At 65.6% G+C, this 18,215-nt stretch carries 19 protein-coding genes; 12 read left to right on the plus strand and 7 right to left on the minus strand.

Annotation, left to right across the window (positions count from 1 at the left end; translation table 11 throughout):
* Positions 1 to 28 precede the first annotated feature (28 nt).
* The 6 genes from NL2_RS07740 to NL2_RS21405 all read right to left on the minus strand — a co-directional run bounded on the left by NL2_RS07740 (position 29) and on the right by NL2_RS21405 (position 4,708).
* The gene (locus NL2_RS07740; protein WP_051586723.1) at positions 29 to 637 is read right to left on the minus strand and encodes a GntR family transcriptional regulator; all 609 of its coding nucleotides are present in this window, start codon (positions 635 to 637) and stop codon (positions 29 to 31) included.
* The gene (locus NL2_RS07745; protein ID WP_036523971.1) at positions 634 to 1,500 is read right to left on the minus strand and encodes a phytanoyl-CoA dioxygenase family protein; all 867 of its coding nucleotides are present in this window, start codon (positions 1,498 to 1,500) and stop codon (positions 634 to 636) included. The genes NL2_RS07740 and NL2_RS07745 overlap by 4 nt, the downstream gene beginning before the upstream one ends.
* Positions 1,497 to 2,120 (minus strand): acyl-homoserine-lactone synthase, encoded by a 624-nt coding sequence (locus tag NL2_RS07750; protein ID WP_036523974.1) that lies wholly within the window; start codon positions 2,118 to 2,120, stop codon positions 1,497 to 1,499. Before NL2_RS07750 ends, NL2_RS07745 begins: the two co-directional genes overlap by 4 nt.
* Positions 2,121 to 2,216: 96 nt before the next feature.
* Positions 2,217 to 2,969: a LuxR family transcriptional regulator gene (locus NL2_RS07755; protein WP_051586724.1), complete on the minus strand. Its 753-nt coding sequence runs from the start codon at positions 2,967 to 2,969 to the stop codon at positions 2,217 to 2,219.
* A 318-nt stretch (positions 2,970 to 3,287) separates the two neighbouring features.
* Positions 3,288 to 4,097, minus strand: coding sequence for a JAB domain-containing protein (locus NL2_RS21400; RefSeq protein ID WP_162177366.1), 810 nt, complete (start codon positions 4,095 to 4,097; stop codon positions 3,288 to 3,290).
* Positions 4,098 to 4,234: 137 nt separating this feature from the next.
* The gene (locus NL2_RS21405; RefSeq protein WP_036523977.1) at positions 4,235 to 4,708 is read right to left on the minus strand and encodes a hypothetical protein; all 474 of its coding nucleotides are present in this window, start codon (positions 4,706 to 4,708) and stop codon (positions 4,235 to 4,237) included.
* Between NL2_RS21405 and NL2_RS21095 the strand changes: the two genes are divergently transcribed.
* Complete coding sequence (locus NL2_RS21095; protein ID WP_155986189.1) at positions 4,708 to 5,073, plus strand: hypothetical protein; 366 nt, start codon at positions 4,708 to 4,710, stop codon at positions 5,071 to 5,073. The genes NL2_RS21405 and NL2_RS21095 overlap by 1 nt on opposite strands.
* A gap of 69 nt (positions 5,074 to 5,142) precedes the next feature.
* Here NL2_RS21095 and NL2_RS20710 read toward each other — a convergent pair whose 3' ends face one another.
* A complete protein-coding gene (locus NL2_RS20710; protein WP_081798921.1) occupies positions 5,143 to 5,661 on the minus strand; it encodes a helix-turn-helix transcriptional regulator in 519 nt (172 codons plus the stop codon).
* 327 nt (positions 5,662 to 5,988) lie between these two features.
* Here NL2_RS20710 and NL2_RS07780 point away from each other — a divergent pair, with 327 nt between their 5' ends.
* The 11 genes from NL2_RS07780 (at position 5,989) to NL2_RS07830 (ending at position 18,208) form a co-directional block, all read left to right on the plus strand.
* Complete coding sequence (locus NL2_RS07780; RefSeq protein ID WP_036523985.1) at positions 5,989 to 6,732, plus strand: helix-turn-helix transcriptional regulator; 744 nt, start codon at positions 5,989 to 5,991, stop codon at positions 6,730 to 6,732.
* A gap of 160 nt (positions 6,733 to 6,892) precedes the next feature.
* The gene (locus tag NL2_RS07785) at positions 6,893 to 7,108 is read left to right on the plus strand and encodes a helix-turn-helix domain-containing protein (RefSeq protein ID WP_036524149.1); all 216 of its coding nucleotides are present in this window, start codon (positions 6,893 to 6,895) and stop codon (positions 7,106 to 7,108) included.
* Positions 7,098 to 7,670, plus strand: a complete 573-nt coding sequence (locus NL2_RS07790; protein ID WP_155986190.1) for a S26 family signal peptidase — start codon at positions 7,098 to 7,100, stop codon at positions 7,668 to 7,670. The genes NL2_RS07785 and NL2_RS07790 overlap by 11 nt, the downstream gene beginning before the upstream one ends.
* The gene (locus tag NL2_RS07795) at positions 7,658 to 8,272 is read left to right on the plus strand and encodes a lytic transglycosylase domain-containing protein (protein ID WP_051586725.1); all 615 of its coding nucleotides are present in this window, start codon (positions 7,658 to 7,660) and stop codon (positions 8,270 to 8,272) included. Before NL2_RS07790 ends, NL2_RS07795 begins: the two co-directional genes overlap by 13 nt.
* Positions 8,273 to 9,002: 730 nt before the next feature.
* Positions 9,003 to 10,100 carry an ArdC family protein gene (locus tag NL2_RS07800; RefSeq protein WP_081798922.1) on the plus strand — a complete coding sequence of 366 codons (1,098 nt, stop codon included), beginning with the start codon at positions 9,003 to 9,005 and terminating at the stop codon, positions 10,098 to 10,100.
* Entirely contained in the window at positions 10,097 to 10,516 is a 420-nt protein-coding gene (locus NL2_RS07805) for a DUF2958 domain-containing protein (protein WP_036523988.1), read from the plus strand. The genes NL2_RS07800 and NL2_RS07805 overlap by 4 nt, the downstream gene beginning before the upstream one ends.
* 88 nt (positions 10,517 to 10,604) lie before the next feature.
* Complete coding sequence (locus NL2_RS07810; RefSeq protein ID WP_036523991.1) at positions 10,605 to 12,407, plus strand: ParB/RepB/Spo0J family partition protein; 1,803 nt, start codon at positions 10,605 to 10,607, stop codon at positions 12,405 to 12,407.
* Between the two features lie 1,078 nt (positions 12,408 to 13,485).
* The gene (locus NL2_RS07815) at positions 13,486 to 13,809 is read left to right on the plus strand and encodes a DUF736 domain-containing protein (RefSeq protein ID WP_036523993.1); all 324 of its coding nucleotides are present in this window, start codon (positions 13,486 to 13,488) and stop codon (positions 13,807 to 13,809) included.
* A 167-nt stretch (positions 13,810 to 13,976) separates the two neighbouring features.
* On the plus strand, positions 13,977 to 14,507 hold the full coding sequence (locus NL2_RS07820) for a hypothetical protein (protein ID WP_155986502.1): 531 nt from the start codon (positions 13,977 to 13,979) through the stop codon (positions 14,505 to 14,507).
* A 278-nt stretch (positions 14,508 to 14,785) separates the two neighbouring features.
* A complete protein-coding gene (rlxS, locus tag NL2_RS07825; protein WP_439646886.1) occupies positions 14,786 to 16,930 on the plus strand; it encodes a relaxase/mobilization nuclease RlxS in 2,145 nt (714 codons plus the stop codon).
* A gap of 246 nt (positions 16,931 to 17,176) precedes the next feature.
* On the plus strand, positions 17,177 to 18,208 hold the full coding sequence (locus NL2_RS07830; protein WP_036531012.1) for a hypothetical protein: 1,032 nt from the start codon (positions 17,177 to 17,179) through the stop codon (positions 18,206 to 18,208).
* Positions 18,209 to 18,215: the final 7 nt, after the last annotated feature.

An 18,215-nucleotide genomic window follows, 5' to 3' on the forward strand; every position in this document is an offset into this window, starting at 1 on the left:
CTGTGAAAAGTTTGCATGCGCCCTGCCGTCAGCGATCGGCGCGTCTTTCGGCTAGCATCCGCACATAGCTTGCGGCCTCTTGCGCCCGGCGCTCGTGATAGCGCAGGATCAGGTTACGGGCGATGGCCGGCGGACCGGCCTCGAACAGCGCCGCTTCGATTGCGGCGCCTTCAGCTTCCGCGTCTGCAAACAGGTGCCGGTCGAGGCGGCGCGTCAGATGCAAGCGATCGTTGAGCGACGCGATGGCCGCAGCCAGTTCGGCGTTTCCGGACCTTGACGCGACGCCGAGGAACAATGCGCCGATCCGGTCGGTTTCCTCGGCGGCGGGAGAAGCACGATCGACGATTCCGCCGCGGCGCGTGGCGAGGGCGGCAAGGAGGAGGATCAGGTTGAGTTCGAGCAAATCGCGCAATTCGGTCTCGGTGAGCCGATGGACATGAAAACCCTCACCATGAGTGAAGTCGACCATATGCTCGCCGGTCAGCCGGTAGAGGCTGTCGCGAACCGGGGTCACGCTGACGCCGAGGGCGTCGGCGAGCCGGGCGGACTCGAGCCGCGCCCCGGCCGGCCATACCCCCGTCATCAGCCGGCGCTTGATCGCCTCGTAAGTCGGCTCGACCACATGCGCCGGGCTCATGAGCGCATCCGTTCCGCTCGGGCAAATGCCGCCACTGCCTCCTCCTGATCGGGACGAAGCGCATCGATCGCGCCTAGATGCGCTGGCACGGCGTCGCTGAGGAGAACCGACGGACATTGGCCTTCGTAATTACCGAGATTGGGCCGGTGCTGGGCGTATCCCGCGAGCGAGGCAAGTTCGGGCGAAAAGGAGCGGGCGACCTCGGGCGGATAGGCGAGCCAGAGATTTTCATACGGCTTCAGCCACCCCAGACTATAGCCGATCACGGCGGCGCGCCGAGATCGCCCGCTGACATTGGCGCCGGCGCCATGCACCGTCGAACCAAGAAAGCAGATCGCCGCGCCGGGGTCGCATTCGGCGATCACGGGATCGCCGAGTTCCTCGCTGGCGATCCCGGCCAGCCCATGGCTGCCCGGATAGATATGCGTCGCGCCATTCTCGGCGGTGAAGCGATCGAGCGGCCAGATCACATTGACCAGAAATTCCTGCGCGCCCTTGGGCGCTGCCCACATGTCATGGTCGCGATGGGGAAATTGGCGCGGCTCGCCCGGATGAATTTCGATCGCTTGCGCAACGTTGAGCTGGATCCGGTCGCAGCCACCGCCGAGGATCGCCCGGACCGCAGCGAGGATCGTCGGTTCGAGGGCCAGGGCCTCGGCATGGGCCGACCGCTTCAGAAGCGATCCGAATCTCTTGGTACGTCGGCCGTAGAAGTCGCCGCTGCCGAACGGCGTTGCGGCAAAGACCGGGTCGAGGTCCGCGGCGAAGCACTCGATCGTCGATCGCGGCAGCAGGCCCGGGACGATGCAGTAGCCCGTTTCCTTGAGCGCACGCGCCAGACCGGCGGGGGTCGCGGCGATCATGCGATCATCTCCCCGCTTTCGGCGAGGCGGAGCGATAGCGGCGCATAGACGCCCGCGCGCTTGAGACCGTCCAGCGTCCGGTCGTCGATATGGATGCAAAGGCCGACGAGACGCGCGCGGCGATCGTCGATCGCGCCGCCAAGCGCTTCGCATCGCCAGCCGAATTTCATGATCTGCCGGAACCAGCCTTCTTCGGCGACTCCCGTATAATGCGTGATACCTTCGCGCAGTGCATGCTCGGCGAGCGCGGTGACAAGCTGGTTGCGCGCTGCCAGCCTCGCCGCGGCATCCTGGTCGCGGTCGAGGCAGAAGCGGCTGATCTCGTAGATCGTCGGCCCGCGCGGTACGCTGCGGTCGCAAAGATGGGCGTAAAGGCCACCCAGCAGGTGCGTCCCCACGCTGGGAAGCAGCCGCGCCGACGCCCGGTGCTCGCCGTCTGCACCGAGCAGAATCAAATAATGGGCATCGGCCGTGTCGAACTGGTCGATTTCATATTCGCCGGCGAGCGCGGGCAGGTCCCATTTGAGCAGGTCGATGAAAACCCGCTTCCGCGCGGCGAACATCGCGCGCAGGGCGGCATTCCCGGGCGCGCACTGCGCCCGCGTGGAAAATTCGGTCATGGCTGTTCCTCGGCTGGTGAGTGCCGAGGATCAGATCATGTTCACGGCGCGCCGGGTATACCAAGAAATGGGGATGGTTTGGGCATCCTCCCGCCTTCAGTGATCGTGCCACCAGTCGTAGATATCGGCGAAGCCGATCAGGCCGTCGAAGAGGGCGCAGAGGATCAGCATTTGCCGACAGTGCACGTCATAGCGGTCGCGCGCTGTCTTGAGATGCTGGATGACCGTTTCTTCGCTGATGCCGAGGATCGCGCCCACTTCGCTTGCGGTCTTGCCGCGCGCTGTCCAGAGCACGCATTCGCGCTGCCTCTCGCTGAGCGTGGGCCGGCCCTTCGGCGGCGCGACGCCGACCAGGCGGCGCGCGGCGCTCAGCGCGACGGCGCCGACGATCTCGGCGACGTGGAGCACTTCCTCCTGCATCCGGCTGTTGGGACCGATGACGAACGAGCAGGCGCCGCTTGCCTCGCCGGGCAGGTGCCGCGGAACGGTGAAGCCGTCGGCAATTCCGTTCTCGCGGCCGACCTCGAGCATCTGCCGGTCGCCTTTCGTGAGCGGAATGAGATCGGGAAGCGAGCGCCACTCAAATCCCGTCATCGAGCGCTCGCCCGCGCGCCTGACCGGATCGGCCCCGCCGAGGTCGAAGTCCACATAGACCTGCGCCCAGGCGGCGGGATAGTCATGGACGAGAAGCGACGCGGGGGTGCTCCCGCCGCGGCGATCATAAGCGAGCGCGAAATGATCGAATCCCAGTCGCTCCGCCGCAGCGGATAAGGCTGTAAACAGTTCGTCTTGGGTCAGCGCATTGGTGATTTCGAACGCAAGTTCCTCGGTCAAATAATATTGCTTCACGTGTCTTGCCCGGCCTCAGGCGCGTTCCCAACCCGTCGATCCCGCAGGCCGCTCCCTCTGTCACGAATCCGGGTTCCTCTCCCGGATCGGTGTGATGGTTTCTTGCGCGATTGGTCCTGCCATCCGTGGCGGGCTGTTGCCGCTGCCGTTTCGTTTCGATGACAACCGGCGCTGCGAGTGTAACAATTGGCAAGGACGGAATAAAGCTGCGTTTGCAACAATCGGCCCCAGATCTGGAGCTAATTTAGCCCGAATGGCGAGGCTGGAGCCTTGGTGTCACCATCGCTCCGCGACGGTGTCGCTTCTCATGGCGTGCTCCTATTCGTCATAGGCTTCGAAAAACGCCTTCAGCCGGTGCGCGGTACCCCGCGACAGGCTGATGAAATTGCGCCGTCCATCCCCGGGATCGACCTCGCGCTCGACAAGCCCGGCATCGATCAGCCGCTGGACAAGCCTGAGCGCGCTGCTCATCGACAGGCCGGATGCGATGCATAGCGAGCTTGTAGACAGGGGCTTGCCTTCGCATTGATGGATGAACAGTTCGATCAGCATGTCCCAGGCGGGCTCGCCAAACAGCTCCTCGGCGCCCAGCAATTGCCGCCGCAGCAGTCGTCGGCGTCCGGTCCTTTGCGCATTGACGAGCGCACTGCGGGCGCCCCCGGCTTTGCCGGTGCCTGCGGACGGTTCGCCTGGCGCGCGCAAGTCGAACAGGCCGGCCGCCCCTGTTCGCTTCGCCTTCGAACAGCCTCGCAGAATGCGGCGGTGCTCGGTCGCGGTCACGACAATATGCTCGACGATGTCGATGTCGAGCGAGCGCCCCATTTCGACGAGACGATCGGTTGCCCGCACATCGTTGGCGCTGGGCACGGGATCGCCGCTCGGGTGATTGTGGGCGAGAAGGATCGCGGCCGCATTGAGCTCGAGCGCGCGCCGGAAGATGACGCGCGGGTGGAGTATCAGCTGCCCGATTGTGCCGCGCTGCATCTGTTCGTCGGCGATCAGCCGGTGCGATGCGTCGAGAAACAGGACGCGGAGCGTTTCCTCGGGAAGACTTCCCATCGATGCGGTCAGATAATCGGTCAACCTGCTGTCCGACGGGGAAATGCCGCCGCCCAGCGCGCCGCGCATCGCCTCGTGCATTGCCTCGCGCGCTGCCAGCAGCAGCGGCACAACCGGGCTGCCCGCGCCCGCGATACGTTCGATCGCCTCGGGGCTCTGTGACCAGAGACGGGCGAGACTCTGGAATTCACCGAGCAGCCGCTCTGCTAGCGCGTCCGCATGGTCGGGTTCCACCGTGGCCACAAGACATGCCAGGACCGATCGTTGCCGCTGCGCCGCAGGCGTCGCTGGTGCTGCCAGGTTGCCACGACGAGCAGCGGCGGGACCAGCCACGACGGGGCAACCTGCATCGTCAGATAGGCCGCCGGGTGCAACGTCACATCGAGAAGCCGGGTCGAGTGCGCGAGCAGCGGCAGGAGGTGCAGAACGGCGGCGAACATGGGCCAGAAGCGATAGGCGCACAAGGCGAGCAAGACGGTCGAGGAGGCGCCGAACAGGTCGATCGCCAGATGACCCATGTCGATGGCCGCAAATTCCACGGACACGAAGCGATGGAGAAGCCCATCCGTGCCCACCATCGCCAGCGCGATCGCGCTCATCGCCCGTTCGGGGCCGCCACCGCGCCAGGCCGCATAGCCGAGCGCACCCAGCAGACAGGCGAGAAACAGGATTATTCGCATTGTCCAAGCTTTTCATGCTGGTGGCCCTTGGTCAATCGGGCTCAGGCGACAGCGTGAAGTTGGCGACCCGCCGGACTGGCGAACTCGGGGCACTCATGAAGGTCATAGCCCGCGGTCTCTTTGCCGATCCGGACGAGATGACCATGAGCGCGCAGGACATCGCCGCTCACACCTGCGAGTGCAAGCTGCGCCTTGGCGAGGAGTTGAATCGTCGCCTGGCCTTCGACGGCCGGCACGCCCCTGATGTCGCGGCGGGCGGTCACGACGCTTGTCATCAGCGTGGATACGGCGACGAGCGCGTCGTCGATCCGAAACTCGGCATCGGGCACTTCGCGTTCGAGGCGGGCGGTCATCGCGGATATTGAAACGGGCATGACATCTCCTTTCGCGGGAGCGGTTCCGCTCCCGACGCTGGTTTCTGACTTTCGAGAGGATCAGCCGGAGATCAGCCGCGTCAGCTCGCGACCGATGGCAAGGCCTGCGAGGATCAGGATGACGGCCATGACGAGCATGGCAGCCATCATCATCACACGCTTTGATAGAGAATGGTCAGGTCTCCACAAATCCCCGAACGGCGGCTGCGACGCCGACGGCCCTTCCGTGATGAATGCTCCGTCTTTCAGAGCGATTGTCTCGGCCGGGTCTCCGTTCGGAAAGTGCGATGGCACCAGTCTGGTCGGGAGTGGAATACGTGCAGGGTCATGTATGACCGGATCATATACGGTTTTGAGGCGTGCATAGCGGAGGGCCGCTTCGTCGCGATCAGCGGCGCCGAGGACGGCGCGCGCGGTGGCGATGCGCTGATCGACCGTCGGCTTTGCGATTCCGAGGATCCGTGCAATCTGTTTCGAGGACTTGCGCTCGAGGAGGAGATCGAGGCATGCCCGCTGTTTCTCGGTCAGGCGTGCCCAGCGTTCGGCATCGCCAAAATGTGGTGACCGCGAATCATTCATATTGGCACTGTTGTCAAAAAATCCCGCTGCGCAATGCACTTAACTCCACGTCGCGGTACGGATGGGGTGACGCGGGGTCTGTCTCGGGCGCGAAGGCGTCGGCGCCGCGGCGGCACCGGACCACCCCTTTTCTTGGTATGGCGTGGCGGCAATTTTTGCTCGAAATGCGTCGCTGTCTCATTCGCAAAGGAGTGGGCAGATGCAGGTCGCACCCAATCCGAACAGCCGAATGCCGGACTCCCGCCATGCCCAGCGCGCGAAGCTCGTGCTTCGAGTCACCTGCCGATGCGGTCCCGGCGCGAGCCAGCCGCCTGACAAGGCCATCCCGTGCCGCTCGAGAGGCTGATCGAGCAGCATCGCAAATATGTTCGCGCCGCGCGGCGCGACCGGGATATCCTCAGCCTTACGGTCGACGCCGTCGGCGAACTGGGCTTCAACCGCGTCGCCCTGGTGCAAATGGTCTGGTTCCTGCGGCAGGAGCGCCAATATTTCTGCCTCGACAATTATGGCGAGTGGCACGACATTTTCATCGCCCGCCAATATTATCGCCGCGACCCGGTGCATTTGGCTTCGCTCAGGACCAACCGCTGTTTTGCCTGGAGCGAAGTTGGTGCGATTCTGGGTGCGAGCCGTGTTCACCTGCCGATCCTCCAGGAAGCGGCGCGTCACGGGTTGAACCGCGGCCTCACGGTCCCGATCGGTGTCCCGGGCGAGCCGCCCGGCAGCGGCTCTCTCGGCACCGACGCCGAAACGCTTCCACCTCCCGACCGATGCCGTGCGGCGGCGTGGATCGTCGATGAGGCATTCGCCGAGGTACGGCGGGTTTACGGTCTTCCGGCAAAGGCCGAAGATCATGCGCCGCCGCTCAGTCCGCGGCGGCTCGAGTGTCTTCGGCTCGTAGCCCTGGGTCTGACCGACGCGGAGGTCGCGGAGCGCATGGGGATCGCGATCTCGACCGTCCACACGCATATGGAATATCTGCGCCGGACATATGGCGTCCGCAGCCGCACGCAGCTTGGACGGCTGGCGCAGCGTCTCGGCTTGCTCGGCACGGAGGACATCATTCCCTAATTCTACCGATCCCCGGCGATCCCGATCGATGCTCCATTGGCCCCACCGATAAAATGGGAGCCGATCATGTTAGCCAATTTTGCCCTCCATAAGGATGTCGGCGCCCGCCGCGGGCCGGGTAATGATGCGAGCGCGGCCGAATGCCAACTGGAACGTCGCCATGGGTGACACCGCCTCGAAGGCCGGCGCCGTTCGGCCCTATCTCAACACCGCGCAAGCGGCGCATTATCTCGGCATCGGCTGGCGCAAGCTGATGCGCCTCCGGGTCGCAGGGGAGGGGCCGTGCTTCCGCAAACACGGTCGCCTCATATTCTACCATCCGGACGATCTCGACGCCTGGTCGCTCGGCGCATCGGGGGCGCGACATGATCGATGACCGCGGCCCGGCCGCCTTCCGTCGCGGCATCGCCCGGCTAGCAAAGCCGCGCCTTTGGACTGCCGGAACCGCGCGGCGGGCTGTCGGGGCCGCCGGACTTGCTCTGGCGGTCGGCACCACCATCATCCTGCCGCCGAAACCGGTCTTCATCTGGAACGTCTCAGCCAGCGCGCCGCTGGGGCTCTATCGAGTCGAGGGATACGGACGGCTCGGCGCCGGGGACATGGTCGCGGCGCGGGTGCCGCTGCGCTGGAGACGGCTTGCTGGCGCCCGCCGCTACATCCCCGTCAATATCCCGCTCATCAAGCAGATCGCCGCGGTCGGGGGCGATCGGGTGTGCGCCATGGAAACCCTTATATTCGTAAATGGAAAGCCGGTCGCGCGGCGTCGTGAGCGCGACGGGGCGGGACGACCGATGCCGACGTGGTCGGGTTGTGTGATTTTGGGCAGAGATGAATATCTGCTGCTCATGCCGCATGCGGCGTCGTTTGACGGGCGCTATTTCGGGTCGACCCGCTCGGCGGATCTTCTGGGGAAGGCCGAGCTGCTATGGGAACGCTGACGCTCGTGAGAGCCGGCTGGGGGATTGCGGTGGCGCTGGCGTTCTCGGCACCTGCAACGGCCAATCCATCAGCGGGAGTAGACCCGCTGGTTCGCTGGCGCCCCCATGTCGAGGAAGCATCGCGGCGCTTCGGCGTGCCCGCGCCGTGGATCGAGCGCGTCATACTGGCCGAAAGCGGCGGGCGTACCGAGATGAACGGGCGCGCGATCGTGAGCCATGCCGGAGCGATGGGGCTGATGCAGCTGATGCCCGGCACCTGGGCCGAAATGCGTCGGCGCCTCCGCCTCGGCGCCGACCCGCACGCGCCGCGCGACAATATCCTCGCCGGAACGCTCTATCTGCGGATGATGCACGACCGTTTCGGCTATCCTGGGCTGTTCGGCGCCTATAACGCCGGGCCCGCGCGCTATGCGGCTTATCTCGCTCGCACCAAGCCGTTGCCGGCCGAAACGCGCGCCTATATTCGCGCGATTACCGGTGTCGCCTCGCGCCCGGCGGACGGCGGCATCGCGCGTCGCGGAAGGGCACCGGAAGCAATCCGCGACGCTTCGGATGTCGGCGCGGGTGCCGCCGGGCAGACTCTTTTCTTCATCCGGCGATAGGCAGCGACTTCCCGGCTTTCGTGCGGAGCGGCGGGCCAATGCGGCGCGCGGCGCGCCGCAGATCGAGCGCGCCCAAATGGAGCGCACACTGGCGGCGGCAGCCGCCGCCAGAGGTCGCGCTTTTCTCCCGGAGGCGCGCCGGCGCACTCGGCTCGCTGTCTTGACCGGGCGGCGGCTCACGCCTGCGCCGGGTAAACAGCGCCTTGCGCTGTTCCGTCCCTAGCAGGGCTATGGCCGACCCGGCGCAGCCGCGCGCACGCCGCCCCGCCTGCGGCTCGCCAAGGGGCCGCTTTTTTGCGCCCGCGCCCCGGCCCTGGCGGCCCGAACCGCGGGCCGGTCGGCTTCGGCCGGGCGATAGCGGCGTCGGAGACGGGGCGTCCGAGTGGCGGAGAATCTCGTTCGTGTCGTTTTGCCGGACGGGCGAGGGGAGGCGAAGGGCGGGGCGCCGAGGGCGCCGAGATGCCGACAGGACCCCGGCGAAAGGACGCCCCGCGCTGGCCGCGCGTGGCGGCGTGTTTGGTGGGCCGGCTCCGGAACGGCGGTCCGGGCGGCGCAGGGCCATGGGACCGCCCGGCGGCTTCGCAAGCCGTCATGCTGCCGGCTCCTCCGCTTCGCTTCGGCCCTTCGGGTGCGAACCCACCTCCGGGGGCGATCCCCTTGTCCTGGTCTGCCGCCCGCCCCGCCGTCCGGGGCCGGCCGCGGCGGATTTTGGTCAGGAGGAACCGCACCGATGGCATATCACCCGCAAGCCTTGGCCCATGGCCGCGAGGCCCGTTCGACACAGTCGCCCGCGCAGCCCCCGGCGGTCGCCGTGAAAACGCGAGGGCGCGCGCGGTCGGCGCGCCGCAAGGGCGGCGAGGAAGCCGCGCCGCGCGCTTCGCTATATGACGAGGTTACAGCGCGTATCGTCGCCGAACTCGAAGCCGGGCGCGTTCCTTGGGTCCGGCCATGGGACGCCGCCGCCTTCGCGCCGGGCTTGCCGCAAAATGCGACCAGCGGGCGCAGCTATTCGGGCATCAATATCCTGATCCTGTGGGGCGAAGCGGTGGCGCGCAGCTTTACCGCGCAGCGTTGGCTGACCTTTCGACAGGCACGCGACGCCGGGGGCGCGGTTCGCAAGGGCGAGACGGGCACAACGATCTTCTACGCCGCGCGTTTCACACCGAAGGGCGGCGAGGGCGGCGACACCAGCGCGCGCGGATCCTCCAGCAGCGCCGCCAGCAGCAGCACCAGCACCAGCGACGGCGAGCGCAGTGTCCCTTTCCTCAAGCGGTTCACCGTGTTCAACATCGATCAGTGCGAAGGGCTGCCGTCCGGCTGCTTTGCCGCCGAGCCGCCGTTGCCGCCGCGCGAGACCGTCCCGGTCGCCGAGGCGCTGATCGCCGCGAGCGGCGCCGACTTCCGTATCGGGGGCGGCGAAGCCTATTATTCGCCGACGGGCGATTATATCGCGGTCCCGCCGCAACAGGCCTTCCGCAGCCAGATCGATTATTACCGCACCGCGCTGCACGAACTCGGCCACTGGACCGGGCACCCCTCGCGGCTGGACCGCGACCAGAGAGGCGTCTTCGCAAGCGGCGCCTATGGGCGCGAGGAGCTTTGCGCCGAACTGGCAAGCGCGTTCCTGTGCGCCGCGCTCGGTATCAAGCCGACCGTCCGCCACGCCGACTATATCGGCGCGTGGCTGGCGATCCTGCGCGCCGACACCCGCGCGATTTTCAAGGCCGCGAGCCTCGCGAGCAAGGCCGCCGATTATCTGCTCGGCTTTGTCCCATCGCTCCCTTCGGGCGCGGCGCGCGGCGCGGATGCGGTGGGAGGCGGTCAATGATCCTTCTGCCCCACAACCTTGCCTTCGCGCTCCACGCGAATGGCCTGACGAGCCGCATCCGCGCCGCGCGCGATCAGCATTTCGACCCATGGCCCGTTCTGAAACTGTTCAATCCGGTCGGCGCGGCGACATGGATCGCGACCGAACTCGCCGAGGATGGCGACAGCCTGTTCGGCCTGGCCGACCTCGGCTTCGGTTGCCCCGAACTCGGCATTTTTTCGCTGCGCGAAATCAAGGCGGTGCGGCTTCCTTTCGGCCTCGCCATCGAGCGCGACCGCGCCTTCGACCCGCTCGCGCCGCTCTCGGTCTGGACCGAGGCGGCGCAGCGGCTGGGCTCGATCTCGCGCGCCGAGGCGGCGCTGCGCCGCCGCAAGGCCGACAAGCTTCTGCCCGACCCGACCGGGGAGGGCAGCTGACGCGGCGGCGCGTTTTCGCCGTCAATCGAAGCCGGTCCCGTCTCGCATTCACTCAAAACGGGACCGGCGCTCACAAGGAGCGAATGCCATGAAACTCGATTTTATCGAACTCGACAAGCTGTCGATTGCGAAGACCAACATGCGCGGCAAGGGCAAGGACCCCGATGTCGCCGATATCCTGCCGAGCATCCGCGCGCGCGGCATTCTCGTTCCGCTCATCGTGCGGCCGAATTGCGCGGCGGGCCATTTCGAGATCGTCGCCGGACGCCGCCGTTTCACGGCGGTCAGCGCTATCGTGCGCGAAGGCGGAACCGCGAAGCCGCTGCCGTGCGCGATCCTCGACGATGCCGACGACGCCGCCGCCATCGAAGCATCGATGCTCGAAAATCTCGCGCGGGTGAAACCCGACGAGGTCAGCCAGTGGGAGGCCTTCGTCGCGCTGGTCAAGGCGGGTCGCAACATCGAGGAGATTGCCGACATCTTCGGTTTCGATGTTCCCGCCGTGAAGCGCATCCTCGCGCTGGGCGCGCTGCTCCCGCGCGTTCGCACCCTCTATCGCGGCGGCGAGATCGACGCCGCGACGGTGCGGCACCTCACCCTTGCCTCGAAAAGCCAGCAGACCGCATGGCTGGCGCTTCGCGACGACGCCGACGCCTATTGCCCGACGGGCCACCAATTGAAGGCGTGGCTGTTCGGGGGCAACGCGATCCCCGTCAAATATGCGTTGTTCGACGCAGAGACGAGCGGCGCGGCCATTGTCGCCGACCTGTTCGGCGAGGATCGTTTCTTCGCCGACTGCGAAGCCTTCTGGATCGCGCAAATGGCCGAGATCGAGGCGCGCAAGACCGCCTATATCGATGCAGGGTGGAGCGATGTCGTTGTCCTCGCGCGCGGCGAATGGTTCCGGTCGTGGGACTATGCCCATGCCTCGAAACGCAAGGGCGGACGCGTCTATGTCGAGGTGCGCGACAATGGCGAAGTCACCTTCAACGAGGGCTTTGTGACGACCAAGGAAGCCGCACGCGGCGCGGGCGCGGGCGGGGCGCCGGACAATGTGAAACCTGTCCGCCCCGAGGTCGCATCGGCGATGAATGCCTATATCGATCTGCATCGCCATGCCGCCGTCCGCGCCGACCTGTCGCGCCATGGCGGGATCGCGCTTCGCGCGATGGTCGCGCACGTTATCGCGGGCGCGGACCATTACCGCGTCGATGTCGAGAGCCAGCGCGCGCCGAAGGAGGAGGTCGCCGAGAGCGTCGAAACCTGCCTTGCCGAAGTCCGGTTCGATCAGCAGCGGCGCGCGGTGCTGGCGGTGCTCGGCTTCGATCCGGAGGCGCCGACGGTCACCAGATCGGGCTATAACCGGCCCGGTTTTGCGAGGGTGTTCGCGCGGCTTCTGGAACTGCCCGACCCGGTGGTACTGGAAATCGTCGCGATCGTGATGGGCGAAACGCTGCAAGCGGGAAGCGAAGCGGTCGAAGCGATCGGCGTTTATCTCGGCACCGACATGCGCGATTATTGGCACGCCGATACGGCTTTCTTCGACCAGCTCCGCGACCGCGAGGTGCTGCTCGCCATCGTCGGCGAAGTGGCCGGTGAGGCCGTGGCCAGCGCGAATGAAAAGGAAAAGGCAAAGGCGCTGAAAGCGATCATCGCCGACCATCTGGACGGCAGCAATGGGCGCACGCAGGTCGCGCCATGGGTGCCGAAATGGATGGCCTTCCCGCCCGGTGCCTACACGGCGCGCGGCGGGGTGGGCAGCGTTCGGGCACACACGCGCTGGGGCGCCGACCTCGAATTGATGGTCGATGCGGAGATGGCGAGCGATCTTGCCGCCGAGCGCGATGCCGAGGCAGACGCCGAGGTCGAAATCCCGCCGCTGGCGGCGTAACCGGTGAGGGGCGGGCGGTGCGCCGCCCGCCCTTTTTCGCTTCGCTCGAAAAGGCGTGCGGCCCATCGCGCCGTCCCTCGCCGCGCTGCGGCTCGGGACGGCGCGATGGTTTTTTTGCGCGCGCGCCTCAGCCGCAGGCGGCTTCGACGCGCGAAAGAAAGCGAAAAAAGAGGCGGCGCGCGGATTGCTCCGCGCGCCGCCAAACGATGATCGCGATCATCGCCCCTGTCGATGCCGGATGCCGCGGGTCGCTACGGGCCTCCGGCCGATAGAAGATGTCGTCGCGGCGTCCCTGCCGCCGCGCGCGCGATTCGCATTGGACCGACGCGCCAAAAACGACGGGCGCGGTTGCTGCGCGATTGTCTCGGTGTTGCGGGTTTCGATCGCGAACGGCTTCGACGCGCGGCGCCGGTCATGCGGGAAAATGGGGCGGCGCGGTTTTCCCCCTCCCACCGCCCCGACGATATGCGCATCGTCGATGCATCGCCCCCAAGCCGCCGAGAGCATGGGCCGTGGGTCGCTAACGGCCTGGCTCCGATGGCTGGAGTGCCGTCCTTAAATCGAATTGCGTGCGCTGCGAAGCGGGAATCGGCGGCGGTACCCGCGTGCGTCATCGTGCGACAGCCGTGCCCGGTTTCGTTACCGGGCGCAGCCGCCGCGCGGCGGACGATCGCGGCGACCCGGTGCGATCGTCGGCGTGGTCGGAGACCGCGCCGTGCCGCCGGTTCGGGACGATGTCATGATGCGCCAAAGGCGATTGAGCCTGCCCCGGTACATTGCCGCCGTGCGTCGCCGCTGGCTGCTTAATCGTCTTCCTGTTGAGGTCCACGGGCCCATCTCCCGGCGCCGGGCGCGATGACCTGGACCGGCGCGGCGTCCCGCGAAACCATCGGCGGGCGATTATGTCCCCGCGCGTGTGCCACGCGCTCCTCGCGGCCGCTTCGCTTCAAATAATCGCCGGCCTCCGGTCCTCCGCTGCGCTGCGGCCCTTCGGGTTCGCGGGCGCGCCTCGTGCGCCGGTCCTTGGTCCGCCCATGCCGCGGGGATGGTCCCTGCGGCGTTTTCAAGGAGACGAAAAATGGCAGCCATCGGCTATGTGAACGGCAGCATCGACAAGGGATTTGTCGGGCAGCTCAAGACGCTGACGATCCGCGCGAGCATCGAGGTCCGGCCCAACCGCGGCAAGGCGGGCGAGACCCAGCCCGATTACCGGGTTTATTCGGATGGCGTCGAAATCGGCGCGGGCTGGATCCGCACCGGCGAGACGTCGGGGAAGGACTATGTGTCGCTGAGCCTCGCCGCACCCGAGTTCGGGCCGCGCCGGCTTTACGCCAATCTGGGCCGCGCCGCCGGTCAGGACGACGACGACAGCTACGCCCTGATCTGGAATCCGGTCGACTGATCGGTCGCTCCATCGCCCCCGTGCCGGCAACGGCGCGGGGGCTCTTCGCTGTGCGCTGGCGGTGGGAGTCGTCATGCGGTCAATGGCGGAAGGGGGATATGGCGGGGCAGGGGATGGGGGATCGCGCTACCCCGAGAGGGTGGGGGCTCGTCTCGGCAAGGCCAAGTATGACGGACGGCGGCGCGGCTGTGCAAGGCCGGCGGTACCCCCAATTTTCTTCGAAAATCGGCTCCCCCACCGCCGCTTCGCGGCGCGCTTCGCGCGGCCCTGACAGCCGCGCCGCCGCCCGCCCCGGGAGGAACGTCCTCGATGAGGAGGGCGTTTCGCGAAGGAGAAGGATCATGTTTCAATCTTCGATCAGCATTGGTGATACCCGCGTGTTCGAACGGCTCGTTGCGGGACTCGAAATCGAATTTGGCAAGGCTGCGGCGCAAGGCCTGGCGCGGCACTTTATCGAAGCGGAAGATGCGGATTTCTACTGGGATGCACGCGCTGCGCAGCGCTGGCTCGGAACTTACGAAGGCCTCGATGACGGAGATGAATTGCTCGATCGCATCGCGGTGTTCGGTCGGCTCGATGACCGCTTCTATGTCGCGATCTTGATCGTCGATGGCGCCGAAGCGGTGGACGCGATGCTCGGATTGCGGCAGTTCGATAGCGAAACGGAAGCGCTCGAAGCCTATCGCGCCGCACGATAGCGGCGGTGGAATTCTGTCCCGAAGCGACGTCCGCAAGGGCGTCGCTTCTTTCTTTTTGCTCGCCCTTTTGGCGGGGTTGAGAGGGCGGAATGCGTAATCGCCGATCACTGCAGAATAGGCCGGAGAACTTCGGTCTGCTTCCGTCATTGGCGAAAAGGCGGCGCGGGCGCCGGTCACCAACTATGGCTGGGGAGGCCAGGAGGATGGTTTGAGGGGGGCAGTCTGGAGAGTTGCGGAGAGGGCAAGATAGAAGCAATATCTCGCGATATTGTAACTGCTTGTCTGCACATCCTTTTTTCGCGTCTTTCGCGAGACTGGCTATCGCCGCGCGAGACTCAGCTCATGATCCTCGCGCTTTTCCGCGCGCTTCGGCCGGTTATCGCGAGACTCCTTGCCAAAAACGCCGGGAATGCCATTTTATTCGTGGGGAGCGTCGTTCCGGACGGAAGGACGCCAGAATGGACGACGACGAGTTCACGCCGCGCCTCGGCAAGATGCGCAGCCGCGGGAAGGAAGTCCGCTATCTCAGCCTTGTCGTGAAGGCGGCGCGGCGCGCGAGCCGAGGCAGGGCGAAGCGCAGCCATTTCGACGGCAGCCGGATCGGGCGCGGCGCCAGCGTCGCGCGCGTGCTGCGCTCGCGCGACCGGCATGGCGCCTTCCGGTCGCGAAGGGCGATCGTGAAGTTCCGCCCCGTGACGCTCGCGGGAAAGGGCCTTGGCGGAGCGAAGGCGCACCTCACCTATATCCAGCGCGATGGCGTGACCCGCGAGGGCGAACCGGGCGAACTTTATTCGGCCGGGTTGGACGTTGCCGACGGCAAGGCGTTTCTCGCGCGAGGGACCGGCGATCGCCATCAGTTCCGGCTGATCGTTTCGGTCGAGGACGGCGACCAATATCCCGATCTCAAACCCTTCATCCGCCGGCTGATGGGCCAGATGGAAAAGGACCTTGGGACAAGCCTCGATTGGGTTGCGGTCGATCACTTCAACACGGGCCATCCCCACACCCATGTCGTGCTGCGCGGCAAGAATGATTTGGGCGATGATCTGGTGATCGCGCGCGAGTATATTTCGCATGGGGCCAGGGAGCGCGCGGTCGGCCTCGCGACACTCGATTTGGGCCCGCGAACCGACCTCGAAATTGAGGAGCGCTTGCGCGCCGACACCGGGGCGGAGAGGCTGACCATGATCGATCGCCGGCTGATCCGCGAAATGAACGCCGTGCGGCTGGTCAGCGCGGGGGACGACGACCCCTTCCAGCAATCGGTTCGCACCGGTCGATTGCAGAAGCTCGCACGAATTGGACTGGCGACGCATGTCGGCGGCGACAGCTGGCGCCTTGAGCCCGATCTTGCGGGCACGCTCCAGCGCATGGGCGAGCGCGGCGATATTATCCGCACCATGCAGCGCGAAATCACCGCCCGAAATCTCGAGCGCATGCCTGCCGATCGCGTCATCTTCGATCCTGCGGCGGAGGATATCGTCCCGGTCGTTGGGCGGGTCATCATGCGCGGTCTCGCCGACGAGCATAAAGATCGCCATTTTCTGCTCGTCGACGGGGTCGACGGGCGCGTCCATTTTGCCGGCATTGGTCAGGGTGAGGATTTAGAGCTAACGCCGGAGGGCGCAATCGTCCGCATCGCACCGCGCGAGGCGCGCGTCCGCGACGTCGATCTGACCATCGCCGAGGTCGCCGCGAGCAATGGTGGCATCTACTCTGTCGACGCGCATCTTCGCCATGATCCGTCCGCGCAGGAAGCTTATGCTGACGCGCACGTCCGGCGGCTCGAGGTGATGCGCCGGACCATGCGCACCATCGAGCGTGATCCCGATGGATCGTGGGTCATCGCGTCCGATCACCTGGCTAAGGTCGAGGCCTTCGAAAAACGCCAGCTCAGCGGAAGGCCCGTCACCGTGGAAATCCTGTCGACCGAACCGGTCGAGCGGTTGCCGGCGATCGACGCCGCGACCTGGATCGATCGCGAGCTGGTGGCCGACACGCCGACGCCGGTTCGCGATGCCGGATTCGGGCGCGAGGTTCGGGCCGCGCAGGCACTGCGTCGGCAATGGCTTATTGCCGAAGAAATGGCCGAAGAGGAGGGCGGGCGGACGACATACAAGCGCGGCATGCTCGCCATGCTGCAGCGGCGGGAGTTGCTGCGCGTCGCCGGAGAAATTTCCGACAAGCTCGGCAAGCCTTTTGGCGAAGCGCGATCGGGCGATCGGATCGAGGGCCGCCTGGTTGGGGCGATCGAGATGGCCAGCGGGCGTCACGCTCTGATCGAACGGTCACGCGATTTCACGCTTGTGCCATGGCGACCGGTGCTCGATCGCCACCTTGGCAAGACGGTGGCAGGCATTGTGCGAGAAGGTGGAATTAGCTGGACGTTGGTACGACAGCGAAGCGGTCCGAACATTTCATGATGTCTCCGAGGAAACCGCCGGTTCCTAGCGGCGGCTTTCGAGACGTCTTCTCCCTAAACTTCGACTTTGCGCGCGGCCTCCCGGCGATCGATCAATCGCGCTTTGGAATATGCAGCCATTAGCGTTTGTCACCTCTTGATGCCCGCGTGCCGAAAAGCGGGCAAGGCTGATACTAAACCCTGACGACGGTCGCATCATTGCAATTCGATCAGGAGACTTACAGAGCCACACGTAAGGGGGGAATATATGTTCATCACCAACGCTTTGAATCCCGGCGAAATGCTGGCCGAGCTTTTGAAAGGGGGGCCACGCGTGTCGGCCGCCGCTACCGCTGAGTTTGCGGATCTTCGGCATGATCGCGATCTTTGTCCTGGGTTTGCAGATCTACTGAAGACGATGCTCGGCGTCTATAAAGCGTACGGGCACGAAGTGCATGATATCCAAAGCTTCCGCGACGACGGCGTCGATGTCGTGATGCGCTACGAAGACAAGGACGGCCGCGAACGGGTCGCGGGCCTCCAGATCAAGAGTGAGGATGAATTTCGCCGCTGGGAGAAGAAGGAATATTCGCTGATCAACACGTTGAAGGGGCAACAGGCCACGGCCAAGTCCAATGTGAGCGTCGACGAATATTATGTGATCCTCTGCGTCGACGCGACGCAGCATCGCACGAGAATCCGTACACTTTGCTCCGAACTCAAGAATTTCCGTCCCTGCGAAATTATCGAGCCCGAAGACGTGCTGAACTTCTTCCGGACGGACGGGCTCGCACTCTGGGCGCGTGTCACAAGAATCCTTTGTTCAGGTGACCGGATATTGGACCGCGCTGAGACCGAGGTCGAGAACCTGAAGCCGGATGTCGCCTTCTTCTTGGTGACGCTGGTCTGCGAGGCGCTGGACGGCAAGATGCAGGTCGATGACCAACGCCTAGTCGAACTCTGGTCCGAATGGGAAGAGTTCGCGGGAGACCGCGCTGGACCTGATGATCGTCTGTCCCACATATTGTGGAGCCTCACCAACGACGCGATCCTCTCGGGAGGCGATTCGGGTTTCTATACAGTCAGCGTGGGCGATTTGCCCAAGGGCCTGTGCGCCCTCTTCTTCGATCTGAAAGTGCGTAGCGCCGACCTCTGGTTCCAGCCCCGTGATCATATCGTTAGCCTGTTGCAGCTTAGGGACGACTTGGCCGAAGATGAAGACGACGAGGATGATGATGAGGAGGAGGAGGACGAGGACGAGGACGATGAGAGTGGCGTCGATAGCGTGAAGACTGGCTAGGCCGATT

The sequence above is a fragment of the Novosphingobium lentum NBRC 107847 genome (assembly GCF_001590965.1).
In the GTDB taxonomy this organism is placed as follows: domain Bacteria; phylum Pseudomonadota; class Alphaproteobacteria; order Sphingomonadales; family Sphingomonadaceae; genus Novosphingobium; species Novosphingobium lentum.

Excerpts from the sequence above, each read along its gene's own strand:
- NL2_RS07800 (WP_081798922.1), top strand. The coding sequence starts at position 9,003 with ATGGCATATCACCCGCAAGCCTTGGCCCATGGCCGCGAGGCCCGTTCG.
- NL2_RS07810 (WP_036523991.1), top strand. The coding sequence starts at position 10,605 with ATGAAACTCGATTTTATCGAACTCGACAAGCTGTCGATTGCGAAGACC.
- NL2_RS07805 (WP_036523988.1), top strand. The coding sequence starts at position 10,097 with ATGATCCTTCTGCCCCACAACCTTGCCTTCGCGCTCCACGCGAATGGC.
- NL2_RS21400 (WP_162177366.1), bottom strand. The coding sequence starts at position 4,097 with ATGCGCGGCGCGCTGGGCGGCGGCATTTCCCCGTCGGACAGCAGGTTG.
- NL2_RS07750 (WP_036523974.1), bottom strand. The coding sequence starts at position 2,120 with ATGACCGAATTTTCCACGCGGGCGCAGTGCGCGCCCGGGAATGCCGCC.
- NL2_RS07815 (WP_036523993.1), top strand. The coding sequence starts at position 13,486 with ATGGCAGCCATCGGCTATGTGAACGGCAGCATCGACAAGGGATTTGTC.
- NL2_RS07795 (WP_051586725.1), top strand. The coding sequence starts at position 7,658 with ATGGGAACGCTGACGCTCGTGAGAGCCGGCTGGGGGATTGCGGTGGCG.
- NL2_RS21405 (WP_036523977.1), bottom strand. The coding sequence starts at position 4,708 with ATGCGAATAATCCTGTTTCTCGCCTGTCTGCTGGGTGCGCTCGGCTAT.
- NL2_RS20710 (WP_081798921.1), bottom strand. The coding sequence starts at position 5,661 with ATGAATGATTCGCGGTCACCACATTTTGGCGATGCCGAACGCTGGGCA.
- NL2_RS07745 (WP_036523971.1), bottom strand. The coding sequence starts at position 1,500 with ATGATCGCCGCGACCCCCGCCGGTCTGGCGCGTGCGCTCAAGGAAACG.
- NL2_RS07790 (WP_155986190.1), top strand. The coding sequence starts at position 7,098 with ATGATCGATGACCGCGGCCCGGCCGCCTTCCGTCGCGGCATCGCCCGG.
- NL2_RS07785 (WP_036524149.1), top strand. The coding sequence starts at position 6,893 with ATGGGTGACACCGCCTCGAAGGCCGGCGCCGTTCGGCCCTATCTCAAC.
- NL2_RS07740 (WP_051586723.1), bottom strand. The coding sequence starts at position 637 with ATGAGCCCGGCGCATGTGGTCGAGCCGACTTACGAGGCGATCAAGCGC.
- NL2_RS07820 (WP_155986502.1), top strand. The coding sequence starts at position 13,977 with ATGACGGACGGCGGCGCGGCTGTGCAAGGCCGGCGGTACCCCCAATTT.
- NL2_RS07830 (WP_036531012.1), top strand. The coding sequence starts at position 17,177 with ATGTTCATCACCAACGCTTTGAATCCCGGCGAAATGCTGGCCGAGCTT.